Origin of the sequence: Sporosarcina sp. NCCP-2716 (assembly GCF_023707985.1) — a bacterium.
GTDB lineage: Bacteria > Bacillota > Bacilli > Bacillales_A > Planococcaceae > Sporosarcina.
This window is the reverse complement of sequence record NZ_BRCF01000004.1, coordinates 79293-101395: the sequence shown is the minus strand read 5'-3', so window position 1 is coordinate 101395 and position 22103 is coordinate 79293. Positions and strand designations below refer to the sequence as shown.

The following is a 22103-nucleotide window of genomic DNA, read 5'->3' as shown; positions in this document are numbered from 1 at the left end:
TCCTTGACTAGTTGACCACTTCGGCATTCCGGTCATTTTATGATGAAAAAAGAAGTCTCAGCAGAGGAGACTTTTGAAAATGGTGCTGCTCAGCAAATCGATGATTTCCGTCTCGGCCAGTTCGCGGTCGTGGGTCTTTCCCCAGTCGACGACGAGCGCCATGTACGATTTGAAAAGTAAATACGCAACCAAGTCGGTGTTGCACGGTTTGACTTCTCCGCGCATGATGCCCTTTTCGATCTTTTCCGCGATGAATTGCACGATCTGCGCTTCGATATCGGCAAGGACTTCCTGCACGGCAGGGGTCCGGATCTCTTTTCCTTCGTCGATCAGTTTGGCGTACAGCTGGTGTGTCGTGCGGAATTTCAAAATTGACATGAGACGGGCATGTGCATTCTCTTCAAAAGGAGCACCCGGTACAGCGGCGGCTTCCGCTTCTGTCCGCATCTCCTCGATCATCCCGACGACGATGGCGTTGAACAGTTCTTCCTTATTCGCAAAGAACGTGTAAATCGTGCCTTTCCCAACGTTTGCAATCTTCGCGACCTGGTCCATCGTGGTCGCTTTGTAGCCAAACAGCGAGAAGGACTTAGCGGCGGCTTGTAAAATCTCCGTTCTGCGATCCATTTGCCCACCTCTTTCATCAATAAATGACCGTTTTTCATTTCCGGTCATTCGGTCAACCCTTATCATACGCGCACTTCTCCGTAAATGCAAGGGCTTTGAGGAATTCTTTTCCGGTTCTCTGCATAGAAAAACGGAGGCAGGAAAAGCCCCCGTCATTCTGGTTCGTCAGGCGTGAGCCTTCTTTTCGTGGGAGATGAACGACAGCAGGTCCTCCGCCGACTCGAAGCCGAGTGCTTCGACACTTCGCGCTTCCTTGAAATAATCGTCACCGACCATCGTGCCCGCAAGCGTGATGATCGAATCCCCTACAGGCGTCGGCATGCCGAGATGCTCACCGAGTGAGTGGAGCAGCCCGAGACCCATCGGCACGTCTTCGGTGATGTAGCGGTTGTTTACCGATTTCGTCCGCAAGTCTTTCACACTATCCGCATAGATGCCGAACGCATCATCGTCCGAATAGGATTCCGGGTCAGTGAACGTCCGCACTTTGAATTCCTCGATATAGGAGCGGGGCGTGCAGCCGATCCGCTCGAGCATGTCCATCTTTTCCTGGTCGAGTTCGTTGGCCACTTTCCAGGTGGACGGCGTGAATCCTTCCGTATACATGGAGAACTGTCCGTCCGAGTTTTCGATATAGGCCGCGTTCAGCGCAATGCCGACCGTATGCATGATCAGGTTCGGGTTGTGCAGCGCTACTTCCGCAATATTTTCCCGCGGGATGCAGTTTCCGAGAATCGGCTTCAGCGTTTCGCACGCTTCATCGATGCGGTCGGATGGCAGCGAGGCGATCGGATGCCCGTAGTTTTCCGAGTACAGCGTCACTTCGCCGGGCGCCGTAATGCGGCAGCTGTACGGGAGTGTCTCCCCTTCAACGAACAGCGGGGCGTGATCCGACCGGCCGAGCCGCTCCAGTTCGTTCAGGAAAAAGACACTGCCGAGATAACCCGGGCAGATATAGACGGTCTGATGCTTCTGCAGATGCGGAGCAAGGGCGCTCGCGAGGGATTTGTGGTAGTTCGATACATAATAGATGAGGAGGATATCTGCTTGCGGGATGACGTCCGCAGGGTCGCGGGTCACGGTGTGGAGTGGAACCGTCTGTGTTGTGTCTTCATCGTGCAGTGTGATCTCTTTCGTTTCTTCGAGTTTCTGGAAGTGCTCATCCGGCTGGCCGCTCAGTTTGAGCATGCTCACCTCGTGACCATCGCGCGCGAGACAGGCCGCAGCCGTCGAGCCTCCATGTCCTGAACCTACAATCGTAATCTTCAATTCAAGTTCCCCCTTTTTTGTGAAAGCGTTCACATGATGGATGAAAAAAATACCAGGCATAGGCCTGCAACTCTTAAATACCCTATCTATCTAGATGTAAACCTAAATTAGGAGAAAAGTTTATAAGATATAGGTAAATGAAGTACTCCCCCTCTTCCGATTCATTCATTTCTCTCCTCCATTCGTACTCAGCAGGTTCCGGTATGTCAAGTCACCCGGGCAGCAAAAGCCGCCCGGGTGCTTGTCTTATTCAGTCCCCTCAAACGGCCACCCCGGCAGCATGCGGTTCAAGGGCTTGTCCTCACGCTTGCCGAGGACATATTCCGCCTGCATGATCGTATGGATTTCGCGGGTGCCTTCGTAGATGACGGGTGCTTTCGAGTTGCGCAGGTAGCGGGCGACGGGGTAGTCGTCCGAGTAGCCGTAGGCGCCGTGGATCTGGAATGCGTCGTCTGCCGCTCGGTTCGCGAAGTCGCACGCCTGCCATTTGGCGAGGGACGTCTCCCGCGTGTTGCGGCGGCCGGCGTTTTTCAATTCACCGGCACGGTAGACGAGCAGCCGACTCATCTGGTAGCCCGCCTCCATGTTGGCGATCATGCGCTGGACGAGCTGGTGGTCGCCGATCGGCCGGCCGAATGTGTTCCGTTCCGCGCAGTAGGCGGTGCTTGCTTCCAGGCACGCACGGATGAGCCCGACCGCGCCGGCCGCGACGGTGAAGCGGCCGTTGTCGAGTGCCGACATGGCGATCTTGAATCCTTCGCCTTCTTCGCCGAGCCGGTTGGATGCCGGAATGCGGACGTCCTCGAAGAAGAGCTCGCCCGTGTTGCCGGCCTTGATGCCGTATTTATTGGCGATCGCCTTGGATGAAAACCCGGGACGTGTGTGCTCGACGATGAATGCGGAGATGCCATGGTGCTTTTTCGATTTGTCGGTATAGGCGAAGACGAGGAAGTTGTCTGCCTGATCGCATAGAGAAATCCACGTCTTCTGGCCGTTCAGTACGTAGTCGTCCCCGTCGCGGACCGCCGTCGTCGCCAGTGCAGCAACGTCCGATCCGGCACCGGGTTCCGTCAGGCCGAACGCGCCGATCTGTTCGCCTTTCGCCTGCGGGACGAGGAATTGCTGTTTCTGTTCTTCGGTTCCCCACTGCAGCAGGGTCAGCGAGTTCAGGCCGGTATGGACCGATACAGCGGTGCGGAACGCAGTATCGCCGCGTTCCAGTTCCTCGCAAAGGACGGACAGTGAATTGTAATCGAGGCCGCTCCCGCCGTACTGTTCCGGGATGCACGATCCCATGAAGCCGAGTTCGGCCAAGTCGTTCCAGACGGCTGGATCGAATCCGCCCGCGCGTTCCCACTCCGCAATGTTCGGAATGATCCGGTCGTCGACATAGCGGCGCGCCGTCTGCCGCAGGAGCTGCTGATCGTCTGTGAATGTAAAGTCCATAATGCGCACCTTCTCTCTGTTGAGATTACAGGGTCGGGATTACAGGGATGCTTCACCGGTCAGGACGTTCTCTTCGATCACAACGCCGCGTTTTTTCATTTCTTCAATATACAGATGGCCTGGGACGATCGCTTCCGGCGGATGAACGCCTCGTTTCGTGATCGTGCCGCTGCCAATCATCTGCGCGACGACGGAAATCGTGTTGGCCGTCGCAAGCGCCATCGCCGTTTCGTTCATCTTGGTATCTTTCGTCACTGTCAGATTGTATTCGTATGTCGCCGGCATGCCCGATGCCTCGCCGCTGACGAGGACGCGCAGGAGCACGGCGTCTTCTTTTTCACCGAGCAGCAGCTGCGGCGTCAGATGGGCACGCATAACGTCACGGACGCGCAGCGGTTTCCCGTCGACCTGGATGGCGGATTCGCGGGATAGCAGGCCGAGATCGACGAGCAGCTGGAACTTCTCCGCGTGGCCCGGGTATCGGATCGTCTTGTACTCGAGCGTCTGCACGTCCGGGAACGATTCCGGCAGCGTCGACGTTCCGCCCGACGTATGGAACGCTTCCATCATGCCGAAGCCGTCAAACTCGATCGATTCAATTTCGGAGAGCGACGGCAGTTCGAGGACTTTGCCGCTGCGGATGACACGCGACGGATCGGTGTAATGGTCGAAAACGCCTTCGAGCGAGAAGACGATATTGTAGTTCAGCGGCGGTTCGGGATGGACGGGCACCCCGCCGACGTACAGCTTGATGGAGTCGACCGTATCGAGCTTCTCCGCTCCGTAGCCTGCGAGGATGTTGATCATTCCCGGGGCGACGCCGAGATCTGGGATGACAGTGACGCCTTTTGCCTCTGCCGCTTCATTCATCGCGAGCACGGCTTCGGTCGCACCGCCGATATGGCCGCCGAGATCGACACAGTGGACGCCCGCTTCGATGGCGAGCCGTGCGACGGTTTCATTGAACGTATAGAACAGGGCGTTGATGACAACGTCGCCGAGCGCAATCACTTCGCTCAGCTGCAGTTCATTGCGTGCATCGAGGACGAGGATATTCAGTTTGTCGGACAGCAGTTCATCCGCAAAGTTCTCTGCTTTCCGGACGTCCTGATCGGCCAGATAGACGGTGGTCACCGCCTCCTGCTTCACAAGATCCCGCACCGCTTCTTTTCCCATGAGTCCTGCTCCTAGTACGACGACTTTCATACAATCTGCCCCCTTTTAGTTGTTGTCGATCTGCGCCCGCTGCAGTTTGCCGCTGTAGTCCACGTAAATGCTCTTCCATTCAGTGAAGACGTCGAGTGCCGCAACGCCGGAATCACGGTGTCCGTTCCCCGTCCCTTTCGTCCCTCCGAACGGCAGGTGGATCTCTGCGCCTGTCGTACCGGCGTTGACGTAGACGATGCCCGTGTCGAGATCGCGCTGCGCTTGGAAGATCGTGTTGACGTCTTTCGAGAAGATTGAGCTCGACAATCCGTATTTGACGCTGTTGTTGACCTCGATCGCTTCTTCCAGGCTGTTAACTTCGATCAATGAAATGACAGGCCCGAAAATCTCTTCCTGCGCGAGACGGCTGTCCGCCTTGACGTTCGTGAACAGCGTCGGCTCGAAATAATGGCCGCCGGTATATTTGCCTTCCGTCAGCTGGCTTCCTCCCGCAAGAAGTGTCGCGCCTTCTTCCTTGCCGACGCTTACGTAGTACTCGATCTTCTCAATCGACTTGGCGTTGATGACCGGTCCGATTTTGACGGACTCGTCCGCCCCGTTGCCGATTGTCAGGCCTTCCATCGCTTCGGTGAGTTTTTGTTCCAGTTCCTTTTTGACGGATGAATGCGCGATGACCCGGCTGCAGGCGGTGCAGCGCTGGCCGGCAGTTCCGTAGGCGCTCCAGAGAATGCCTTCGACGGCGAGGTCGAGGTCGGCGTCGTCCATGACAATGATCGCGTTCTTGCCGCCCATCTCAAGCGACACTTTCTTCAAGTGGCGTCCGCCGAGTTCCGCGACATTGCGGCCTGTTTCGGTCGAGCCCGTGAACGAAATGACCCGCACGTCCGGGTGCTCGATCATCGCTGTGCCGACCGTGCCGCCGCTGCCGAAAACGATGTTTGCGACCCCTGCCGGCAGTCCAGCCTCTTCGAAGATGAGCGCCATTTCGTACGCCATCATCGGTGTTTCGGTCGCCGGTTTCCAGAGGAATGTGTTGCCTGCGACAATGGCCGGGAACGACTTCCATGTTGCGATCGCTACAGGGAAATTCCATGGTGTGATGAGGCCGACGACGCCGATCGGGGCGCGGACGCTCATCGCGAATTTATTGTCGAGCTCGGACGGGACCGTTTCCCCGAACAGGCGGCGTCCTTCCCCGGCCATGTAATACGCCATGTCGATGCCTTCCTGCACTTCCCCGCGTGCTTCTTCGATGACTTTGCCCATCTCTTTCGTCAGTGTCTGGGCGAGATGCTCTTTCTTCTCGACCATGAGGCGGCCGATTTCATACAGGTAGTCTGCCCGTTTCGGTGCCGGCACGCGCGCCCATTTTTTCTGCGCGGCTTTCGCTGCGGCGACTGCCTTGTCCACATCCTCCGCGGTGGAAAGCCGGACTTGTGCAAGCTTGCCCCCATTCGCCGGGTTGAGCACGTCGGTGTATTCCGCGCCTTCCTCCGTCTGCCATTGCCCGTTTACATAGTTGTTCAGTTTCATCTGTCCCAGTCCCCTTCCAAGTTCTGTTTGTAAGCTCTTACATTCTGTATTCGACATATGATCACGTTCTCCTTTCAAACTTGTCTGATGAATGAAGTTTCGGTAGTGCGAATGATTTTTGCTGCAATGAACGGGCGTGTGATGTGCGTTCGCGGGCGATAGAGAGGGGGCCATGTGACCGGCGATGCTTGTTTTGGGCTCTGGTCGGCACTAGAGACGTGCTTAAGCGACCGGCGATTCCCGTTTCGCACACTCCCGGGCACTAGAGACGCGCCTTAATGACCGATGACTCCTGATCTGCACAGTCCGGGGCAGTAGAGACGCGCTCTAGTGACCGATGATACTTTTTTGCATGCTGCCGGGCACTTGGGACATGCCTTACTGACCGACGAAGACTTTTTTGCACAATTGCGGGCAATAAAGACACGCCCTATCGACCGACGTTACCAGTTCTGCACACTTCCGGGCACTAGAGACACACCCGATCGACCACACGCTCCCGGCAACACTTTTTTCTTCCGTGGACAGTATATGTCCGGAGCCACGCTGTTATGAACGACGCGAACGATACTGTTTAATCGCAAAAAAGCCTCTCTCAGGGTTGGTTCCCTAAGAAAGGCTTACAATCATTCGTTATCCGGTTTCGCCGTGACGTTATTGTGTTCCGGCGTCGGTGTTTTTGGCAGTTTCTGTTCTTCGAATTTCGGCGGTCTGACCCGCTTGATGAAGAAAGTGAGCAGCAGCGCCACCGCCGCGATGATTGCGGAGATGAAGAAGGAATGGTTGATCCCGTCGAGCTGCGCCTGCTGGCCAATTTGTTCTTGGAATTGAGCGATCCCCGCTTTGTCGGTCGGCATGCTGCCGGATGCAGCAGCGTCCTGTACGAGCTGGGCGCCCGTCGATTCGGCGCGTTTGGTCATGACTGTCAGCAGGATAGCGGACCCGATCGCACCGGATACTTGCTGAACGGTGCTGTTCATGGCGGTGCCATGCGGATTTGACGCCATCGGCAGCTGGTTCATGCCGTTGGTCATGATCGGCATCGTCACCATGGAGAGGCCGAACATCCGGACGGTGTAGATCGCCATTAGCTCATAATAACCGGTATCCATCGTCAGCTGGCTGAGCAGGTACGTAGTGACTACAGTGATCGTGAGACCGGTGATCGCCAGGCCTTTTGGTCCGTATTTGTCGAACAGTTTACCGGTGACCGGAGACATGATCCCCATCGCGATCGCACCCGGCAGCATGAGCAGGCCGGAGTCGAGCGGCGAAATGTGGCGCACGCTCTGGACGTAGAGCGGTGTCAGGATCATCCCGGAGAACATCGCCACTGAGACGACGACCGAAATGAGCGACGACAGCGCAAACATCGGGTGCTTGTAAATCTTGAAATCGAGCATCGGTTCCTTTTTGCGCAGCTGCCCTGTCACGAAGAGGACAAGTGCAATGGCACCGATGATGATCGTACCCAGAACTTCAAGGGACATCCAGCCTGCGTGACCGGCAGAACTGAATCCGTACAGCAGGCCGCCGAATCCGATACTGGAAAGGATGATCGACATGATATCGACTTTGACCGGTTTGTTCGGCGTGATGTTACGCAGTTTGAAGAATGCGTACACCATCGTGAAGAGGGCGATCGGCAGCACGATGATGAACAGTGCGCGCCACGAGTAGTTCTCGACGATGAACCCGGACAAGGTCGGTCCGATCGCAGGTGCGGTGAACATGACAAGACCGAAGTACCCGAGCGCCTGGCCCCGTTTTTCTATCGGGAACGCAACGAGCATGACGTTCATCAGCAATGGCATGAGCAGCGCGGCTCCTGCTGCCTGGATCATCCGGGCAGTAACGAGCAGGCTGAAGTTCGGAGTGATGATCGCGAGAAGTGTTCCGAGAGAGAACAGCGTCATCGCCGTCAGGAACAGCCGTCTGTTCTTGAATTTCAAAATGAAAAAAGCACTGGCCGGCATCATAATACCGCCAACCAGCATGTAGCCGGTCGTAAGCCATTGTACTTGGGATGGGGTGATATCGAATTCAACCATGATCGTCGGCAGCGCAATGTTGAGCAATGTATTGTTCAGTATCGCGACGAATGCCCCGATAAATAGGATGATGATCATGCCATACGGCGGCTTGTCGTGCATTTTCTTAATGTGTTCGTTTGTTTCCATCCAGCGGTCCCTCCATTTGTCTTCTGTTTCGATGATCGCAAAAACATCATGAAGAACATTTTATACTCGCAGTCCAAATAAATCAACAAAAAAATCTCAGGAAGTGAATTCCATTGATAAATGTGGGTTTCGGGAGTAGACTGGCAGTATAATATAAGAGCAAAGGTGATGGAATGAACGAACGCAAATTGAAAGTGATCGCAGCCGCCCAGCAGGTGTTTGAGGAAAAAGGCGTCGTCTTGACATCCGTTCAGGACATTCTGGACGCCGCCGGTATTTCGAAAGGGACGTTCTACAATTACTTCTCGTCGAAAAACGAATGCCTGCTGGCGATTCTTGCGATGGCCAATGAGGAATCGATCGAACGTCGGCGGAAACTGCTGATCGGACAGGACCGGACCGACAAGTCTTTGTTCGCCCAGCAGATCATCACGCGGGCGCATGTCGACCGGGAGCGGAACCTGCTGCCGATCTACGAAGCCGTGTTCTTCTCGAAAGACGATGAGATGCGGAGTTTCGTGCGGGATCAGTATCTGTATGAGATCTCCTGGCTGTCCGGCCGGATGATCGAAGTGTATGGGCCGGAAGCGGAGCCGTATGCGACAGACGGCGCTGTCATGCTCGTCGGGGTCATGCAGCATATCCTGCACATGATCAAGATCGGCTTCGGACGGAAGGACAGCTTCCATTATGAACAGATGGTGCCGTTCGCCGTTCGCCGGCTCGATGACATGATGGCCGGCATGATCGCTTCGGACGACAAACTTCTCGGCAATGAACTGCTCAGGAAGCTGTCGTTCGCCGATGCGGAAGAGGCGAAGGAAGAGATCTTTCCGCTTCTGCGGGAGCTGCTCGCGCGGTTTGAAAAGGACAAGGTGGAAAAAGGGGCCGATTATGCGCGGTTCCTGCTGGAGGAACTGGTCACAGGCAAGAGCGGATCGGTCATCCTCGCTTCGGTGATCGAGTCGTTCCGTGCGCTGTTCGCGGCGACGGAGTATACGGAAGCGGTGGAAGCGATCGCCTCCCGGATTGAAGCGCTTGAGACGAAGCTCGCCCGCCCGGTTTCAACATAATGGAAAAACGCTGTTCGCAGACGATGCGGACAGCGTTTTTTAATGGTTGAAAAGCCGTTGCTGCGCGGCTTGGTGCCGTGTGGGCATGGTGGTCCCCCGCGCGCATGGCTGTGTGGCTTGTTTTTCGTCGGCGCTGCGTGGGTTTATGAGCGTTTATTGGGATTTATGAGCGCTTTTCTGGGTTTATGAGCGCTTTTTCATTTTTATGAGCGTTTTTCAAGATTTATGAGCGTTTTTCCTGTTTTATGAGCGTTTTCCGGAGTTTATGAGCGTTTTCACGATTTTATGAGCGCTATCCGGAATTTATGAGTGTTTCCACGTTTTTATGAGCGCTCTCCTCAACGTATGAGCGCTTCCCCGATTTTACGAGCATACCCTCACTGGCAGAAGCACGCTCCACATTTCACGAACGCGCAGCACTTTCCACTGCCACGCCACTCGGGCCGTTCAGCAGGAGCCAGATGTAGCGGGCTTCCTCTTTGCTGCCGGGCTGGAGGCGGATGCCGCGCGGGTAGGCGATCGTCTGGGCGCGGAACGCCATGAGGTGCATGACGTTGCCGTTCGCCTCGGATGCCCGCTTCAGCATGGCGCCCTCCTCCTCGGACTCGCCTTTCGTCGCTTCATTCTCAAGTTTCCAGTCCAGGTACAGGTACGTCGCGTCGTTTTCCGAACCGCGCTCGTAACGGACGAGCAGTTCACCGGCTTCGTTGAAACGGCCGGCATGGATGAGCGACGCGATCGCTTCGTAGCGGGCGCCCTGGTTGTCCGTCGTATTCATGCGCACCAAGTCGAGGAAGATGTCCGCCGCCTCACTGTAGTCCCCGCGCATGAACAGATGGACGCCGTAGGAAAATGCGGCGCGCAGGAACGGCCGGTTCGGCAGGTTGTTCCACGGGTTCTCGCCCGGCTCGAAACGCCGGCTCGCTTCGCGGATCGCCCGCTCGTACAGCTCGTCTGCGCGGCCTGCATCCGTTTCGGTCTCCGCCTGAAGCAGCAGCGCATCCGGCAGCTGCGGCGCGATGCCGAGTGCCGATTGTGCCAGCTTCCGCCGCTCGTCTTCCGATGATGCTTTGTACGCTTCGTAGGCAAGGCGCTGCGCCCGGCCTTCATCCACACCCGGGCGGCGCTCCGGTTCCACGACGCCCGCTGTCGTCATGGCAGTTTCCCATAGTTCCGACTCGGTCGGCCGCGGGTCCGTGCCGATTTCGTACACGGCAGCCGCAGCCGCGTCGCCGTTCTCCATCATTTCCGAGTAAAGGCTTTCCAGCTCGGCGGCCAGGCGGTCCGTCTCGTTTTCGTCTGCAGCCGGGTCCGCTGCCAAGTCCGTCTTCAGGAGTGCCAGCGACTTGCCAACGCGCAAAACCGCCTGGACGAACGCAGCCGAATCGAACGTGCTGCTGTCAGCCTGTTCGGTGTTCAGCAGATAGGCGACCGCCAGTTTCTGCAGCAGTTCCCGGACATCCGCCGGTTCTTCCTGTGCTGCAAGCCGGCTGTCGAGCTGTTTCAGCGCGCTGAGCTGATCATCCGACAGCACGTCCTCGATCAGATCGTTCATCGACGCCATGCTCCTTTTTACGAGCAGTTCGTAGATGTCCAGTGCATGCGTGCGGATGAATTCCCGGGCCGGTGTTTCCGGTGCCGCGTCACGCAGGGCAATCAGCGACTTTTTCGTCTGCCGGCTCCATTTCGCGAGGAACAGCATGGAGGACACGGGGGCCACTGCCCGTTCGCCGCGGCGGGCATCCGGCAGTACGACGCCGAACAGCAGTGTCCCGATATCGGCAGGCATGCCTTCCGTGCGCGCCAGTTCGACCGTTTCACCGGTCAGCAGCTCTGTCACTTCCAGGTTATTGTCCGCGGCATCGGTGATTTCCCCGAGCAGCATGGACGGCTCCTCCCATTTCGCGAGGACATCCTGCACCGTCCCGCGGGCCGCTTTCGCCCGCTCTGCCGCTACATACTGCTGCCATTGACTGCTGTCTTCGACGAACAAGTAGAATTCGGAAGCCGCTTCTTCGATATGCGATGGCTCCCAGCTGCCGCGCAGATGTTCTGCCCACTGGCGCATGAGCCGCAGCATCGATTCACGCGTCTCCCCTGTTGGATATGTATCGAAGAACTGGATGAGCACACGATCCAGCTCTTCGCTGACGACAGTGTTCAGCAGGTCATTACCGCTGCTGCCGCAGCATTTCTTGTACTTCTTTCCGCTGCCGCATGGGCACGGATCGTTTCTTCCTGTCATGGTTGCACGTCCTTCCGGCTGTTCGGCAGGCTGTCGAGTCAGCCGCCGATGTAACTCATGTTGATCTTCTTGTTTTTCCGGTTTTTCACGGTCTGTTCCGTACGCTCGTCCGAATAGCGGTCCGCGCGGTTCTCCCAAACACCGGTCACCGCGGCGGCGAGTTCCTCGTCCGTCGCTCCGTCGCGCAGCAGTTTCCTGACGTCAAAACCATCTGATGCGAACAGGCACGTATACAATTTCCCTTCGGACGACAGGCGTGCGCGTGTGCACGTCGAGCAGAATGATTCCGAAACGGAGGTGATGAAACCGACTTCCGCCCCGTTGTCCTTGTAACGCCAGCGTTTCGCGACTTCGCCGTAATACTCTTCGCCGACAGGCTCCAGGTCGTACGCTTCCTGCAGCCGCCCGAGGATCTCCTTCTTCGTGACGACCTTATCGAAACTCCAGCCGTTATCGTTGCCGACGTCCATGAATTCGATGAACCGCAGCGTGATGCCGCGTTCTTTGAAGTAGGCCGCCATCGGCAGGATCTCCTGCTCGTTCGTCCCTTTTTTCACGACCATGTTCATCTTGATCGCGAAGCCGAGCGCGTGGGCCCTGTCGATGTTCTTCAGGATGAGATCCGGTTTGACGCCGCGGCCGTTCATCTCCCCGAACAGCTCATGGTCCAGTGCATCCAGGCTGATATTGAGCCGGCGGAGGCCCGCTTCGTACAGCGGCTCCGCGTATTGGCCGAGCATAACGGCGTTCGTCGTCAGCCCGATGTCTTCGATGCCTTCGATCTGCATGAGCGGTGCGATCAGCTCCGGCAGATTCCGCCGCATGAGCGGTTCGCCGCCTGTCAGCCGCAGTTTCTTCACGCCGAGTTTTGCGAACAGCTTCGCGAGCCGCTCGATCTCTTCGAATGACAGCAGCTGATCCTTCGGCAGGAAGACGTAATCATCCCCGAAGATCTCCTTCGGCATGCAATAGGAGCATCTGAAGTTGCAGCGGTCCGTCACCGAGATCCGCAAATCGCGGATCGGCCGGCCGAATTTGTCTGTTATGGGCTCCATGCTGTCATCTCCCTTCCAGTTGTCCGGGTCTGTTCACATTATCAAAAATGGCAGGATTCTCTTCCAGCAGTCTGCTGCCGTCCGCCCATGTATCGATCAGCGGCCGCACGCTCCGGCGGCCCGATTCCAATGCTTCCCGGATCCGCGGCGCCGAACGGCGGTGCCAGATCGAAAGCAGCGGATGGAGCCGGTCCTCCGCTTCAAGCGCGATGACCTCCCCGCCGTCTTCCCGATGAGCAAGCAGCACATCGAAAATCCGGCTGTCCGCGAACGGCACGTCACACGGCAGAACCGCATACCAGTCGCTGTCGATCGTCTCCATCGCCGCCAGGATCCCGGCGAGCGGTCCGTGTCCGGCATATTCCGGCACGTCCAGGATCACGGTATACGCATCAGGAAAGCGGTCTGCGTATTCCGGACGGGCTGCGATCACCGTTTCCATACAGTGCAGGGCGAGGGCCTCCGCGGCGTATTCATAGAAAAACCGCCCACCGTATTCACCGAACGCTTTCGGCGAACCGAACCGTCTCGATTCCCCCCCGGCCAGCACGATGCCGATCATCGGCTCAGCCCCCGCTGACAGGCGGGATGAACGCACATTCGTCGCCCGATCGGATCAGGTCGCCCGGCAGTGCATACTCCTCGTTCACGGCGACCTGGACGTCGTCTTTCCCGAAACCGGGATACGTATCTTCCGCCCAATCGAGCAGCTCCTGCACGGTCATCTCTTCGCGGTCGACCGTTTCCTGCCCTTTGCCTGCCAGTTCCCGCAGTCTGGCGAAATAGTTGACTCGAATCATTGCGCATCGGCTCCTTTGTCAGGATATTTCTTCTGGGCGCCCTGCCATTCCTGGCCGTCTTCCCAGATCTCTTTCTTCCAGATCGGCACGAGTTCCTTGATCCGCTCGATCGCATATTCGTTCGCTTCATAGGCCGCCTTCCGGTGAGGGGATGAAACCGCGATGACGACCGCGATGTCGGACAGATGCAGTTCCCCGATCCGGTGTGCGATGGCGGTCCGGATGCCCGGCCACTTCGCTTCCATCTCCTCGCCGATCTGCGCGAGTTTCTTCTCAGCCATCGGCACATAAGCTTCGTATGCCAGGTAGACGGTGCGCACGCCATGCGTCCATTCGCGCACGTGCCCTGTGAACAGTGTCACGGCACCGGCCCCTGTGTGCAGCACGTAATCCGCATACTTTTGGGGATCGATCGGCGACTCTGTGACTTCAAACGGTTTCATCCAATTCCTCCTTCTCAAGCCAATCGGCAAACCAGCTGTCGAGCCGGCCGGTTTCACTGCGGCTGCCGATCACTTCGGCAGAAGCTCCCGGCACGTCGCCCACGATGAGACGGATGTCTTCGAGCTGCCGCAGTGTCTCCCAGTCATCGGGTCCACGGACGAGGACGACCTTTTCGCCCGGTTCGTTCTTATAGCCTTCGATCAGCAGGACGTCCGGTCTGCCAAAACTGGCAAGCTGCTTTAGGATCTCGAAATCCGGTTCGCTGTTCAGCAGCACCTGACTCGTCCCGCCCCCTGCCGCTAGGGACACATCAGCCCCCTGCCGGAAAAAACGTTCCGAGTCCGTACCGTCTCCTGGCATGTCAAGCGGACCGCCGTGTCCATGGTGCTTCAGTACGGCGACCGATCGGCCGGAAGCTTTTGCAAGTGCGATCCAGCGTTCGAGCAAGGTCGTTTTGCCGCTGTTCTTGAAGCCGACGATATGGAGTGTCTTCACAGCACCCAGTCCTTCGCCCCGGTTTCCGACCCGACGAGCAGCACGTCGACTTCATCACCTTGTACATACCCTCTTGTTCCGCTCGGTAAGACGATCAGGCAGTTCCCCCGCGCGATCGACGAGACGGCGTTCGATTTGTTGAAGCCGGCCGGTGCCGCGGTGATCCGGTCCCCGTCCATCTGCCACACTGCCCGGATGAAACGCGTGAACGGATTCGGCTTCTTGAAATCTTCCGACAATTTCGCTTTAAAGCGGGGCATGTAGGGAGCTGTATCCCCCATCATTGAAAGCAGCGCAGGGCGGACGAACAGTTCGAAGCCGGTGAAGCAGGCGGATGGATTGCCGGACAAGCCGAACAGCAATTTGCCATCCAGTTCTGCGACGGTCGTCACACTGCCAGGCCGCATGGCGACTTTGTTGAACAGGACGGTGGCGCCGAGTGTTTCATAGATTGCAGGCAGATGATCGTAATCGCCGACGGACACACCGCCCGTCGTGATGAGTGCATCGCATTCTGCGAGCGCCTGTTTGACGAGGTCGGTGCATGCTTCGAGGTCATCGGCGGATGTCCCGTAGTGGCGGGCTTTTATGCCGATCCGTTCCAGCTGGGCAGCCGCCATCGGCCCGTTCGAGTTGCGGATCTTGCCCGGCTGCAGCTCTTCGTCAATTCCGAGCAGCTCTGTGCCCGTTGCGAGCACGCCGACGACCGGCAACCGGGAAACTTTCACCTCGGCATAGCCGAACGTTGCGAGCAATGCGATCGTCCCGGGATGAATCCGCGTGCCTGCCGCGATGAGTGTGTCACCTTCCGCCGCGTCCTCGCCTTTGCGTGAAATGTTCTCCCCGCTGCTGAACGGTTTGCGGATTGTGAAGCCGTCTCCGGTTTCCACCGTCTGTTCGAACATGACAACAGCATCCGCACCGTCCGGGATTTGGGCGCCTGTCATGATCCGGTACGCCTCGTGTTGGCCGACCGTTTTCGTTCCGACGTGGCCAGCACCGATCTCCCCGATGACGGTGAACGGGATTCGGCTGTCACCCGACGCCCCTTCGCTGTCCATCGAACGTATCGCGAACCCGTCATATGGAGAGCGGTCGAACGGCGGGACACTGTGGCGGGCGATGATCGGTTCCGCGAGCACACGGCCCATCGCACTGTCCAGCGGCACTTCTTCGGTTTCCACCGGGCGGACGTGCTGCATGACACGTTCCACTGCTTCCGCCACGGGGATCGGTGTTCTCATTTCCACAATAAGCACCTGCTTTCTTCTGGTATACTGAGTGTATCAGAGTTGAAAGGAATGAATCGAATGTCTGAACTCACCCACTTCAACGACCAGGGCCGCGCACGGATGGTCGATGTGTCGGATAAGCCGGTCACTGCACGGACTGCGGTTGCCAGCACGTCCGTCATCGTGAACGAAGCGATCTATCAGCAGATCAAAGAAGGAACGAACAAAAAAGGGGATGTCTTTGCTGTTGCACAGGTTGCCGGCATCATGGCCGCGAAAAATACGGCTTCCCTCATCCCGATGTGCCATCCGCTCCCCCTGACCGGTGTCGATATCCGGTTCGACTGGAATGTCGATGAATCCCGGGAGCATTACGAAGTGCTTATCCGGGCGGAAGTGAAGACGACCGGTCTCACCGGTGTGGAGATGGAGGCACTGACGGCAGCCTCTGCAACAGCACTGACGGTCTACGATATGTGCAAAGCGGCGGGCAAGGAAATGGTGATCGGCCCGACGATGCTGCAGTCGAAGACAGGCGGCAAGAACGGTGATTTCTCGAGGACGGAGGCGTAACAAGCGCCCCCGTCTTTTTCTGTCCGCTTACAGATGTTTCATCAGTTCTCATAAATGTTTCGTCAGTTCGTCATGGATGTGCATGAGCTCCGGCATGACGAGCCGGTCGAGTGCCAGCCTGACCGCCTTCACCGAACCGGGCAGCGCGAACAGCACTTTCTCGCCTACTGCACCTGCGGCCGCCCGGCTCAAAAGCGCTTTCGACCCGACGTCTTCTGCATAGCTGATGTAGCGGAACAGCTCGCCGAATCCGTTCAGTTCCTTCGTGAAGAATGGGCGGATCGTCTCGATCGTAACGTCACGATAGCTGATCCCCGTCCCCCCGGTGATGACGATGACGTCGACGGTTTTCTTGCCGACCCACGACTCGACCGCTTTCAGGATCGCGTTTTTATCGTCCGGGCAGATCTGCCGGGAATAGATCGTATGCCCCGCTTCCTCCATCGTTTCGCGGATGAGCCGGCCGCTGTTGTCGTCTTCTTCCGTCCGTGTATCGCTGACGGTCAGCACGCAGACACTCAGCCTGCGTGGATCGTCCGTTCGTTCCTTATGCATGGCAATCCTCTCCTTATCCGAACAGCTGATGATAGATCTTGCGGCCTTTCTGCATGTCCTTCAGTCCGTGGACGAGCAGCCGGCCATTCGAGAACCCGACGCAGCGGTAGCCGTCTGCGGTGAATTCGGTGAAATAGGCGTTGTGCTTGCCCATCGTCCCGAGCCGTTCCGCAACCCGCCTGACGTCTTCGCCTGTCAGGCGCCGCTCCGCGTCCGGGATGATCTGCACCGTATCGCGGCCGCACAGCACTGCATACTGCGTGCCGGTTTCCGCATGCAGCGACGGGTAGGACGGCTCGCCGCCGCACGTCGCGCAAGTTTCCTTCTTCAGGCGCGATATCCCCGCTTCCACCTGAGTGTTGTACCAGATGTCCGCGTGCAGCAGCTTCGTCCGCATCGCCTGCTCATTGCCCGTCAGCCATTTCAGCGCTTCTGCACTCTGGTTCGCTGCCGTGATCTGCACAGCCGGCGCAATCACCCCCGCCGTATCGCACGTCTCGTTCACGGAAGGCAGCGCAGGCAGCAGGCAGCGGAAGCAGGGCGTCCTGCCGGGGATGAACGGAAAGACCGTGCTCGTGCTGCCGACACACGCACCGTACACCCATGGGATGCCGTGCTTCCAGGCAAAATCGTTCAGCAGGAGCCGGGCCTCGAAATTATCGGTCGCGTCCAGCAGAATATCCGCATCACGTGCGGCCCGCTCGAGTACGTCTCCGTCCACGTGATCGAGGATCGTTTCAATGGAGGCATCGCTGCGGATCGCAAGCAGCCGGGCTTTCGCCGCCACCACTTTCGGCACGCCACGCACGGCATCCTCTTCAGTGAACAGCTGCTGACGCTGCAGGTTGGACGGCTCGACATAATCCCGGTCGGCGATCGTCAGCCTGCCGATCCCTGCGCGGACGAGCGTCTCGGCGATCGCCGAACCGAGCGCCCCGCATCCGAGCACGAACGCATGGGCGTGCTGCAGCTTCTCCTGTCCTGACTCCCCGATCGGCGAAAACAGCACTTGTCTCGAATACCGCTCTTCCACATTGGACCCCCCTTTTCTTTAGATGAACGCAAGCAGAGGACTGCCGGTCGAGCCGGCCGTCCCCCGTATCATGCTGGTGTAATATCCGTGAAGGTGCCGACGTAACGGGTCACGTCGCCATCCGCATTTTTCACGGCGTTGATGGTGAGCAGCTCCAGATACTCACTGCCGTCTTTCCGTTTGTTCCACATTTGTCCCTGCCAGGATCCTTCGTCGCCGATCACGCCCCACATTGTCGTGTAGAACTCTTTCGGCTGGCGGCCGGAACTGAGGACTTTCGGATTCTTCCCGAGGATCTCCTCTTCCGAATACCCTGTCAGTTCCGAGAACGCCGGGTTGACGGACAGGATCTTGCCTGTCGGATCCGTCACGAGGATGCCCTGGCCGGTCGAATCGAACACATCTTTCGCAAGCGAAAGGCGGTCCATATAGTACAGCCAGAGGACGAGCACGAGACTGACGAGTGAGAACTGTGCAAATGCCATGAAACCGATCGAATAGGAACCGGTCATGCCGTGCACTGCCGACAGCAGCAGCGGCGGGAAGAACCCGCCGAGTCCGCCCATCATCGATACGATGCCGTTCGCAGTCCCCGCCTGTTTACTGAAGTAGAACGGCACGAGTTTGAAGATGACCCCGTTGCCGATCCCGGCGGACAGGGCGATCAGCATGCTGCCGGCCGTATACAGCCCGATGGATGGTGAAAACGCGAGGATCACACCGGCCACGGTCAGTCCGGCGAACACGCCCATCAGCAGGAACAGCGGCTGGAACCGGTCCGCGAGCCAGCCGCCGACCGGACGGAACAGCGTCGCTACGACGATGAACCCTGCGGTCCGCATCCCTGCATCGACTTTTTCCAAGTCGAAGTAGTCGACGAGGAAGTTCGGCAGGAAGATCGTGAAGGCGACGAACGCCCCGAAGGTGATGAAGTAGAACAGCGAGAAGAACCATAGTTTCTCTTTCTTGTAGACGCCTTTGATCTGCGCGACCATCGACGCTTTCACTTTCGGCTCCTTGCGGTCACCGAGTACGAAGTTCAGCGCAGCGAATGCGAGCAGGAGGATCAGATACAGCTTGACCGTCACACTCCAGCCGAACTGGGTGGCGAGCACGGGCGCTGCAAATGTCGTGACCGCCGTCCCGACGTTGCCCATCCCGTAGATCCCGTTGACGAGACCGTGCTTTTCTTTCGGATAGTACTTCGGCAGGGACGTGACGCCGACCGAGAAGACGGCTCCGCCGATACCGAGGAACGTCCCGCCGATGATCAGATCGGTGAACGTCGAAGCGGCGCTTATGTAAAACACTGGGAAAAGCAGCAAAATGAAACTTATCGCAAAAACGATTCGGGCTCCGAATATATTAGCATAGTATCCTAGCGGGATCCGCAGCACCGAACCGAGAACGACCGGTACAGCCGTGATGATCGCCACGCGGGATGCCGGAATGGCGACGTCCTCCCGGATGAACGGCAGGAGTGACGAAATGAGCACCCAGACCATGAACCCAACTACTAAGTTAGCCGTCTGCAGCGGCAGTTGCACTTTCTTGATCATCCATATCAGTCCATTTCTATAGAGAATGAAAGGCGAATTGCATCAGTTGCCACCGGATCGGATCAGGCGATCGGTGTGTACAGTTTGTCGAACAGCGCATCCTGCTGCTCTATCCGCAGCATCGACTCCACCATCGGAAAGACGATGGCTTCTTCTTTGATGAAGTGGACGGTGATCGCTTCATAGGCTTCTCCGGCGTCTTTTGCGACCGCCTCGAGATCGGCGAGGGACATCTCTTCCAGACCGCCGCGCGTATGGTGCAGGAAGTGGCCGATGTACGCATCGAGCTCATCGTGCTCCTCTTCCACCGCCTTCACCGGCCCCTGCTCACTGCCGACGTATTGCGCGAGTTCCGGAAACAGGATCTCCTCTTCCTTGTCGGTATGGTTCTTGAACGGCTCGATGAACTCGATGAGCGCCCGGCGCAGCGACTGGATCGCTTCTCGGCCTTCTTCGGGTGAATAGATGCGGTTTTCGAAGCCGAGGACGATCGGATGCCAATTGTCCATGAGATACGTCAAATACTGGTGTTCGTTTTCTAATACCTGCAGCGCAGGCAAATCGAATTTGAATCGTTTCGTGTCCATCCTGCTGCCTCCGTTTCCGTCATGACACTGACACGGGTCAGAAATTCAAGAACTTCTTTTTGAGCGCGTACTCGACGAGCTCCGGTTTGCTTTTCAAGTTCAGCTTTTCCATCAGTTTCGCTTTGTGGGCTTCGACCGTCTTCACGGAGATATAGAGCATTTCCGCAATCTCTTTGTTTCCATACCCTTTTGCTACGAGAGGCAGCACTTCGATTTCCCGCTTCGACAAAATCTTGAATGGATCGGTCTCGACCTGATCGCCGTCCTTCTTGACGAACTCCCGCACGAGCGACGTCGCCATCGACGGCTGGATGTACGTCCCGCCGTCATAGACCGTCCGGATCGCCGTGAACAGTTCGTCGTCGGGCGAGTTTTTCAGGACATAGCCCGACGCGCCGCTCTTCAGCACGTGGAACAGGTATTCCTCGTCATCGTACATTGTCAGGATGACGACTTTCGTATCCGGGAAGTCTTCTTTGATCTTCCCGGTGGCGATCAGGCCGCTTTCGCCAGGAGGCATGCTCAAGTCCATGAGCAGGACGTCCGGTTTGTGCCTGGCCACCAGATCGTATGCTTCCAGGCCGTCCGCCGCGGTTGCGACAACTTCCATGTCCTGCTGGTAGTTCAGTATGTGCGCAAACCCGCTTCTGACGACTGCGTGGTCGTCTGCGATGATAATTCTCATTTCCCGTCTCCCCTTCCCTTCAGAGGAACGGTCAATTCGATCGTCGTTCCTGTGCCGATGCCTGACTGCAGCGTCAAATCGGCATCCACCAGCTCTGCACGTTCCTTCATGCCGTACAGGCCGAGCCCGGTCCCTTTGAATTCAGGTGCATTCAGGTCGAACCCGGTACCTCTGTCGCGGACGGTGAGCTTCAGTTCCTTATCCGTCACTTGCAGCGATACATCCACTTCCTCGATGCCCGCGTATTTCAATGCGTTGAACACCGCTTCCTGACAGACACGGTAGACGACCGTCTCGACTTCTTCATCGAACCGCTGCGATTGGATCGAACTGTCGAAATTGACGAGCAGCCCGTAGTTCTTCTCGATCCATTTGAAATGCGTGCGGAATGCCGCCTGCAGTCCGAGATCATCCAATGTCGCCGGACGAAGCTGCACGGAAAGGTGCCGGATGTCGTCCAGCAGCCGCATGAGCGAGCCTTCCGTCTGTTTCACTTTCTTCAGCACATCTTCTTCGGCACTCATATATTTCAGGACGCGCAGATCGACGAGCGAACTGAGCATTTCCTGTGCCACACTGTCATGCAGCTCCCGGGAAATGCGTTTGCGTTCGTCTTCCTGGGCTTTGATGACCCGTTTGACGAGTGTTGTCTGATGGAGCGTCTCCTGTGTCTTAAACTGTTCCGTCAGATCGCGGAGCATGAAAGCGCGGATACCCTGTTCCCGGTCGATCATCTGGATGCTGCCGGTGTAGGGGACGATTCCTCTTCCCGCTGTCTCCAGAAACACCTGGAACGACGGGATGTCACGGTCCGGATCGGACATGTAGCAGGCGACGCAGGTCCGTTCTTCCTCTGCACTCGTGAACCCTTTGCACGCCATGCAGATCGCTCCCTTGCTTCCGGCTTTCATGAGCTCGCTCACTTGCGGGTCGAGAATCTGCTCTGCCGCTTTGTTCATGGTGATCACCCGGTTGTCCCGGTCAAAGAAGAAGATGGCTTCCGCGGAGCGGTCATACAGCTTCATCAGCAGCTGTTCCATGCCGCTCTGGCTGATTTCGCTCAATTTACACTCATCTCCTCACTGTAATAGGGGCCGAATGTCGGGGCGACCAGCGACTGGAGCCGCTCGAATCTGCTTTCATCCATGCAATTCTTCTTGCGGCAGCCTGCCAGCAGGATGCCCTTCACCCGGTTGTACTTGAACAGCGGGATCGCCGCGAAGCTCTCCAGCTGTTCCGCAACGATGATCGGATAATTATACAGGTCGCTTGCGCTGCAATAGGCGGCAGCGTCCGGTGCGAAGATCGGCTTGCCCGTCTTGAAGACGAGGCCTGCCACCCCTTTTCCCGACTGCAGGACGATCCGGCGGTAGCGCTGGCTCATGTTCCCGGCGGCATATTCCCACCGGATCTGGAAATTCCGTTCTTCCGGCTGGACGAGCGCCAATGCGACAAAATCGCAGCCCGTGACGCGGCGGATCTCCTCAACTTGCTGCAAATAATCGAATCTTTCGGATCGGCTTTCCATGAGTGTCCTCCCTCTCA

22 protein-coding genes are annotated in these 22103 nt (G+C 57.5%); 2 read left to right on the top strand and 20 right to left on the bottom strand.

All coding sequences use genetic code 11. The features are described 5' to 3' along the window. Window positions 1–57: 57 nt before the first annotated feature. The 6 genes from NFU03_RS07810 to NFU03_RS07785 all read right to left on the bottom strand — a co-directional run bounded on the left by NFU03_RS07810 (window position 58) and on the right by NFU03_RS07785 (window position 8222). Window positions 58–627 carry a TetR/AcrR family transcriptional regulator gene (locus tag NFU03_RS07810; protein ID WP_251637624.1) on the bottom strand — a complete coding sequence of 190 codons (570 nt, stop codon included), beginning with the start codon at window positions 625–627 and terminating at the stop codon, window positions 58–60. Between the two features lie 165 nt (window positions 628–792). Beyond that, window positions 793–1896, bottom strand: coding sequence for an NAD/NADP-dependent octopine/nopaline dehydrogenase family protein (locus NFU03_RS07805; RefSeq protein WP_251637623.1), 1104 nt, complete (start codon window positions 1894–1896; stop codon window positions 793–795). A gap of 246 nt (window positions 1897–2142) precedes the next feature. Then, window positions 2143–3342, bottom strand: a complete 1200-nt coding sequence (locus tag NFU03_RS07800) for an acyl-CoA dehydrogenase family protein (protein WP_251637622.1) — start codon at window positions 3340–3342, stop codon at window positions 2143–2145. A 39-nt stretch (window positions 3343–3381) separates the two neighbouring features. After that, window positions 3382–4548 (bottom strand): saccharopine dehydrogenase family protein, encoded by a 1167-nt coding sequence (locus NFU03_RS07795; RefSeq protein ID WP_251637621.1) that lies wholly within the window; start codon window positions 4546–4548, stop codon window positions 3382–3384. Between the two features lie 15 nt (window positions 4549–4563). Further along, complete coding sequence (locus NFU03_RS07790; RefSeq protein WP_251637620.1) at window positions 4564–6042, bottom strand: aldehyde dehydrogenase family protein; 1479 nt, start codon at window positions 6040–6042, stop codon at window positions 4564–4566. Between the two features lie 626 nt (window positions 6043–6668). Continuing rightward, complete coding sequence (locus tag NFU03_RS07785; RefSeq protein WP_251637619.1) at window positions 6669–8222, bottom strand: DHA2 family efflux MFS transporter permease subunit; 1554 nt, start codon at window positions 8220–8222, stop codon at window positions 6669–6671. A 173-nt stretch (window positions 8223–8395) separates the two neighbouring features. Between NFU03_RS07785 and NFU03_RS07780 the strand changes: the two genes are divergently transcribed. Next, window positions 8396–9295, top strand: a complete 900-nt coding sequence (locus NFU03_RS07780) for a TetR/AcrR family transcriptional regulator (protein WP_251637618.1) — start codon at window positions 8396–8398, stop codon at window positions 9293–9295. A gap of 403 nt (window positions 9296–9698) precedes the next feature. Here the strand turns inward: NFU03_RS07780 and NFU03_RS15770 are convergent, their stop codons facing one another. The 7 genes from NFU03_RS15770 to NFU03_RS07745 are packed head-to-tail and all read right to left on the bottom strand — an operon-like array spanning window position 9699 to window position 15587. Next, window positions 9699–11540, bottom strand: a complete 1842-nt coding sequence (locus NFU03_RS15770; RefSeq protein ID WP_251637617.1) for a YecA family protein — start codon at window positions 11538–11540, stop codon at window positions 9699–9701. Window positions 11541–11578: 38 nt separating this feature from the next. Beyond that, entirely contained in the window at window positions 11579–12595 is a 1017-nt protein-coding gene (gene moaA / locus NFU03_RS07770; protein WP_251637614.1) for a GTP 3',8-cyclase MoaA, read from the bottom strand. A 4-nt stretch (window positions 12596–12599) separates the two neighbouring features. After that, window positions 12600–13157 carry a molybdenum cofactor guanylyltransferase gene (locus NFU03_RS07765; protein ID WP_251637612.1) on the bottom strand — a complete coding sequence of 186 codons (558 nt, stop codon included), beginning with the start codon at window positions 13155–13157 and terminating at the stop codon, window positions 12600–12602. 4 nt (window positions 13158–13161) lie between these two features. Continuing rightward, window positions 13162–13395 carry a molybdopterin converting factor subunit 1 gene (gene moaD / locus NFU03_RS07760; RefSeq protein WP_251637610.1) on the bottom strand — a complete coding sequence of 78 codons (234 nt, stop codon included), beginning with the start codon at window positions 13393–13395 and terminating at the stop codon, window positions 13162–13164. Then, window positions 13392–13838, bottom strand: a complete 447-nt coding sequence (locus tag NFU03_RS07755) for a molybdenum cofactor biosynthesis protein MoaE (protein WP_251637608.1) — start codon at window positions 13836–13838, stop codon at window positions 13392–13394. The genes moaD and NFU03_RS07755 overlap by 4 nt, the downstream gene beginning before the upstream one ends. Next, a complete protein-coding gene (gene mobB / locus NFU03_RS07750; protein WP_251637607.1) occupies window positions 13825–14334 on the bottom strand; it encodes a molybdopterin-guanine dinucleotide biosynthesis protein B in 510 nt (169 codons plus the stop codon). The genes NFU03_RS07755 and mobB overlap by 14 nt, the downstream gene beginning before the upstream one ends. Beyond that, on the bottom strand, window positions 14331–15587 hold the full coding sequence (locus NFU03_RS07745) for a molybdopterin molybdotransferase MoeA (protein WP_251637861.1): 1257 nt from the start codon (window positions 15585–15587) through the stop codon (window positions 14331–14333). Before NFU03_RS07745 ends, mobB begins: the two co-directional genes overlap by 4 nt. 57 nt (window positions 15588–15644) lie before the next feature. Here NFU03_RS07745 and moaC point away from each other — a divergent pair, with 57 nt between their 5' ends. Beyond that, on the top strand, window positions 15645–16139 hold the full coding sequence (gene moaC, locus NFU03_RS07740) for a cyclic pyranopterin monophosphate synthase MoaC (RefSeq protein ID WP_251637606.1): 495 nt from the start codon (window positions 15645–15647) through the stop codon (window positions 16137–16139). Between the two features lie 48 nt (window positions 16140–16187). Here moaC and NFU03_RS07735 read toward each other — a convergent pair whose 3' ends face one another. From NFU03_RS07735 to NFU03_RS07705, 7 genes are all read right to left on the bottom strand, one after another. After that, the gene (locus NFU03_RS07735; RefSeq protein ID WP_251637605.1) at window positions 16188–16694 is read right to left on the bottom strand and encodes a MogA/MoaB family molybdenum cofactor biosynthesis protein; all 507 of its coding nucleotides are present in this window, start codon (window positions 16692–16694) and stop codon (window positions 16188–16190) included. A 13-nt stretch (window positions 16695–16707) separates the two neighbouring features. Further along, window positions 16708–17727, bottom strand: a complete 1020-nt coding sequence (locus tag NFU03_RS07730) for a ThiF family adenylyltransferase (RefSeq protein ID WP_251637604.1) — start codon at window positions 17725–17727, stop codon at window positions 16708–16710. Window positions 17728–17795: 68 nt separating this feature from the next. After that, on the bottom strand, window positions 17796–19286 hold the full coding sequence (locus tag NFU03_RS07725) for a nitrate/nitrite transporter (protein WP_251637603.1): 1491 nt from the start codon (window positions 19284–19286) through the stop codon (window positions 17796–17798). Window positions 19287–19348: 62 nt separating this feature from the next. Then, window positions 19349–19873: a hemerythrin domain-containing protein gene (locus NFU03_RS07720; RefSeq protein ID WP_251637602.1), complete on the bottom strand. Its 525-nt coding sequence runs from the start codon at window positions 19871–19873 to the stop codon at window positions 19349–19351. A gap of 37 nt (window positions 19874–19910) precedes the next feature. Beyond that, window positions 19911–20558, bottom strand: a complete 648-nt coding sequence (locus NFU03_RS07715; protein WP_251637600.1) for a response regulator transcription factor — start codon at window positions 20556–20558, stop codon at window positions 19911–19913. Beyond that, a complete protein-coding gene (locus tag NFU03_RS07710; protein WP_251637598.1) occupies window positions 20555–21622 on the bottom strand; it encodes a sensor histidine kinase in 1068 nt (355 codons plus the stop codon). The genes NFU03_RS07715 and NFU03_RS07710 overlap by 4 nt, the downstream gene beginning before the upstream one ends. Continuing rightward, the gene (locus NFU03_RS07705) at window positions 21619–22086 is read right to left on the bottom strand and encodes a GAF domain-containing protein (protein WP_251637596.1); all 468 of its coding nucleotides are present in this window, start codon (window positions 22084–22086) and stop codon (window positions 21619–21621) included. Before NFU03_RS07705 ends, NFU03_RS07710 begins: the two co-directional genes overlap by 4 nt. Window positions 22087–22103: the final 17 nt, after the last annotated feature.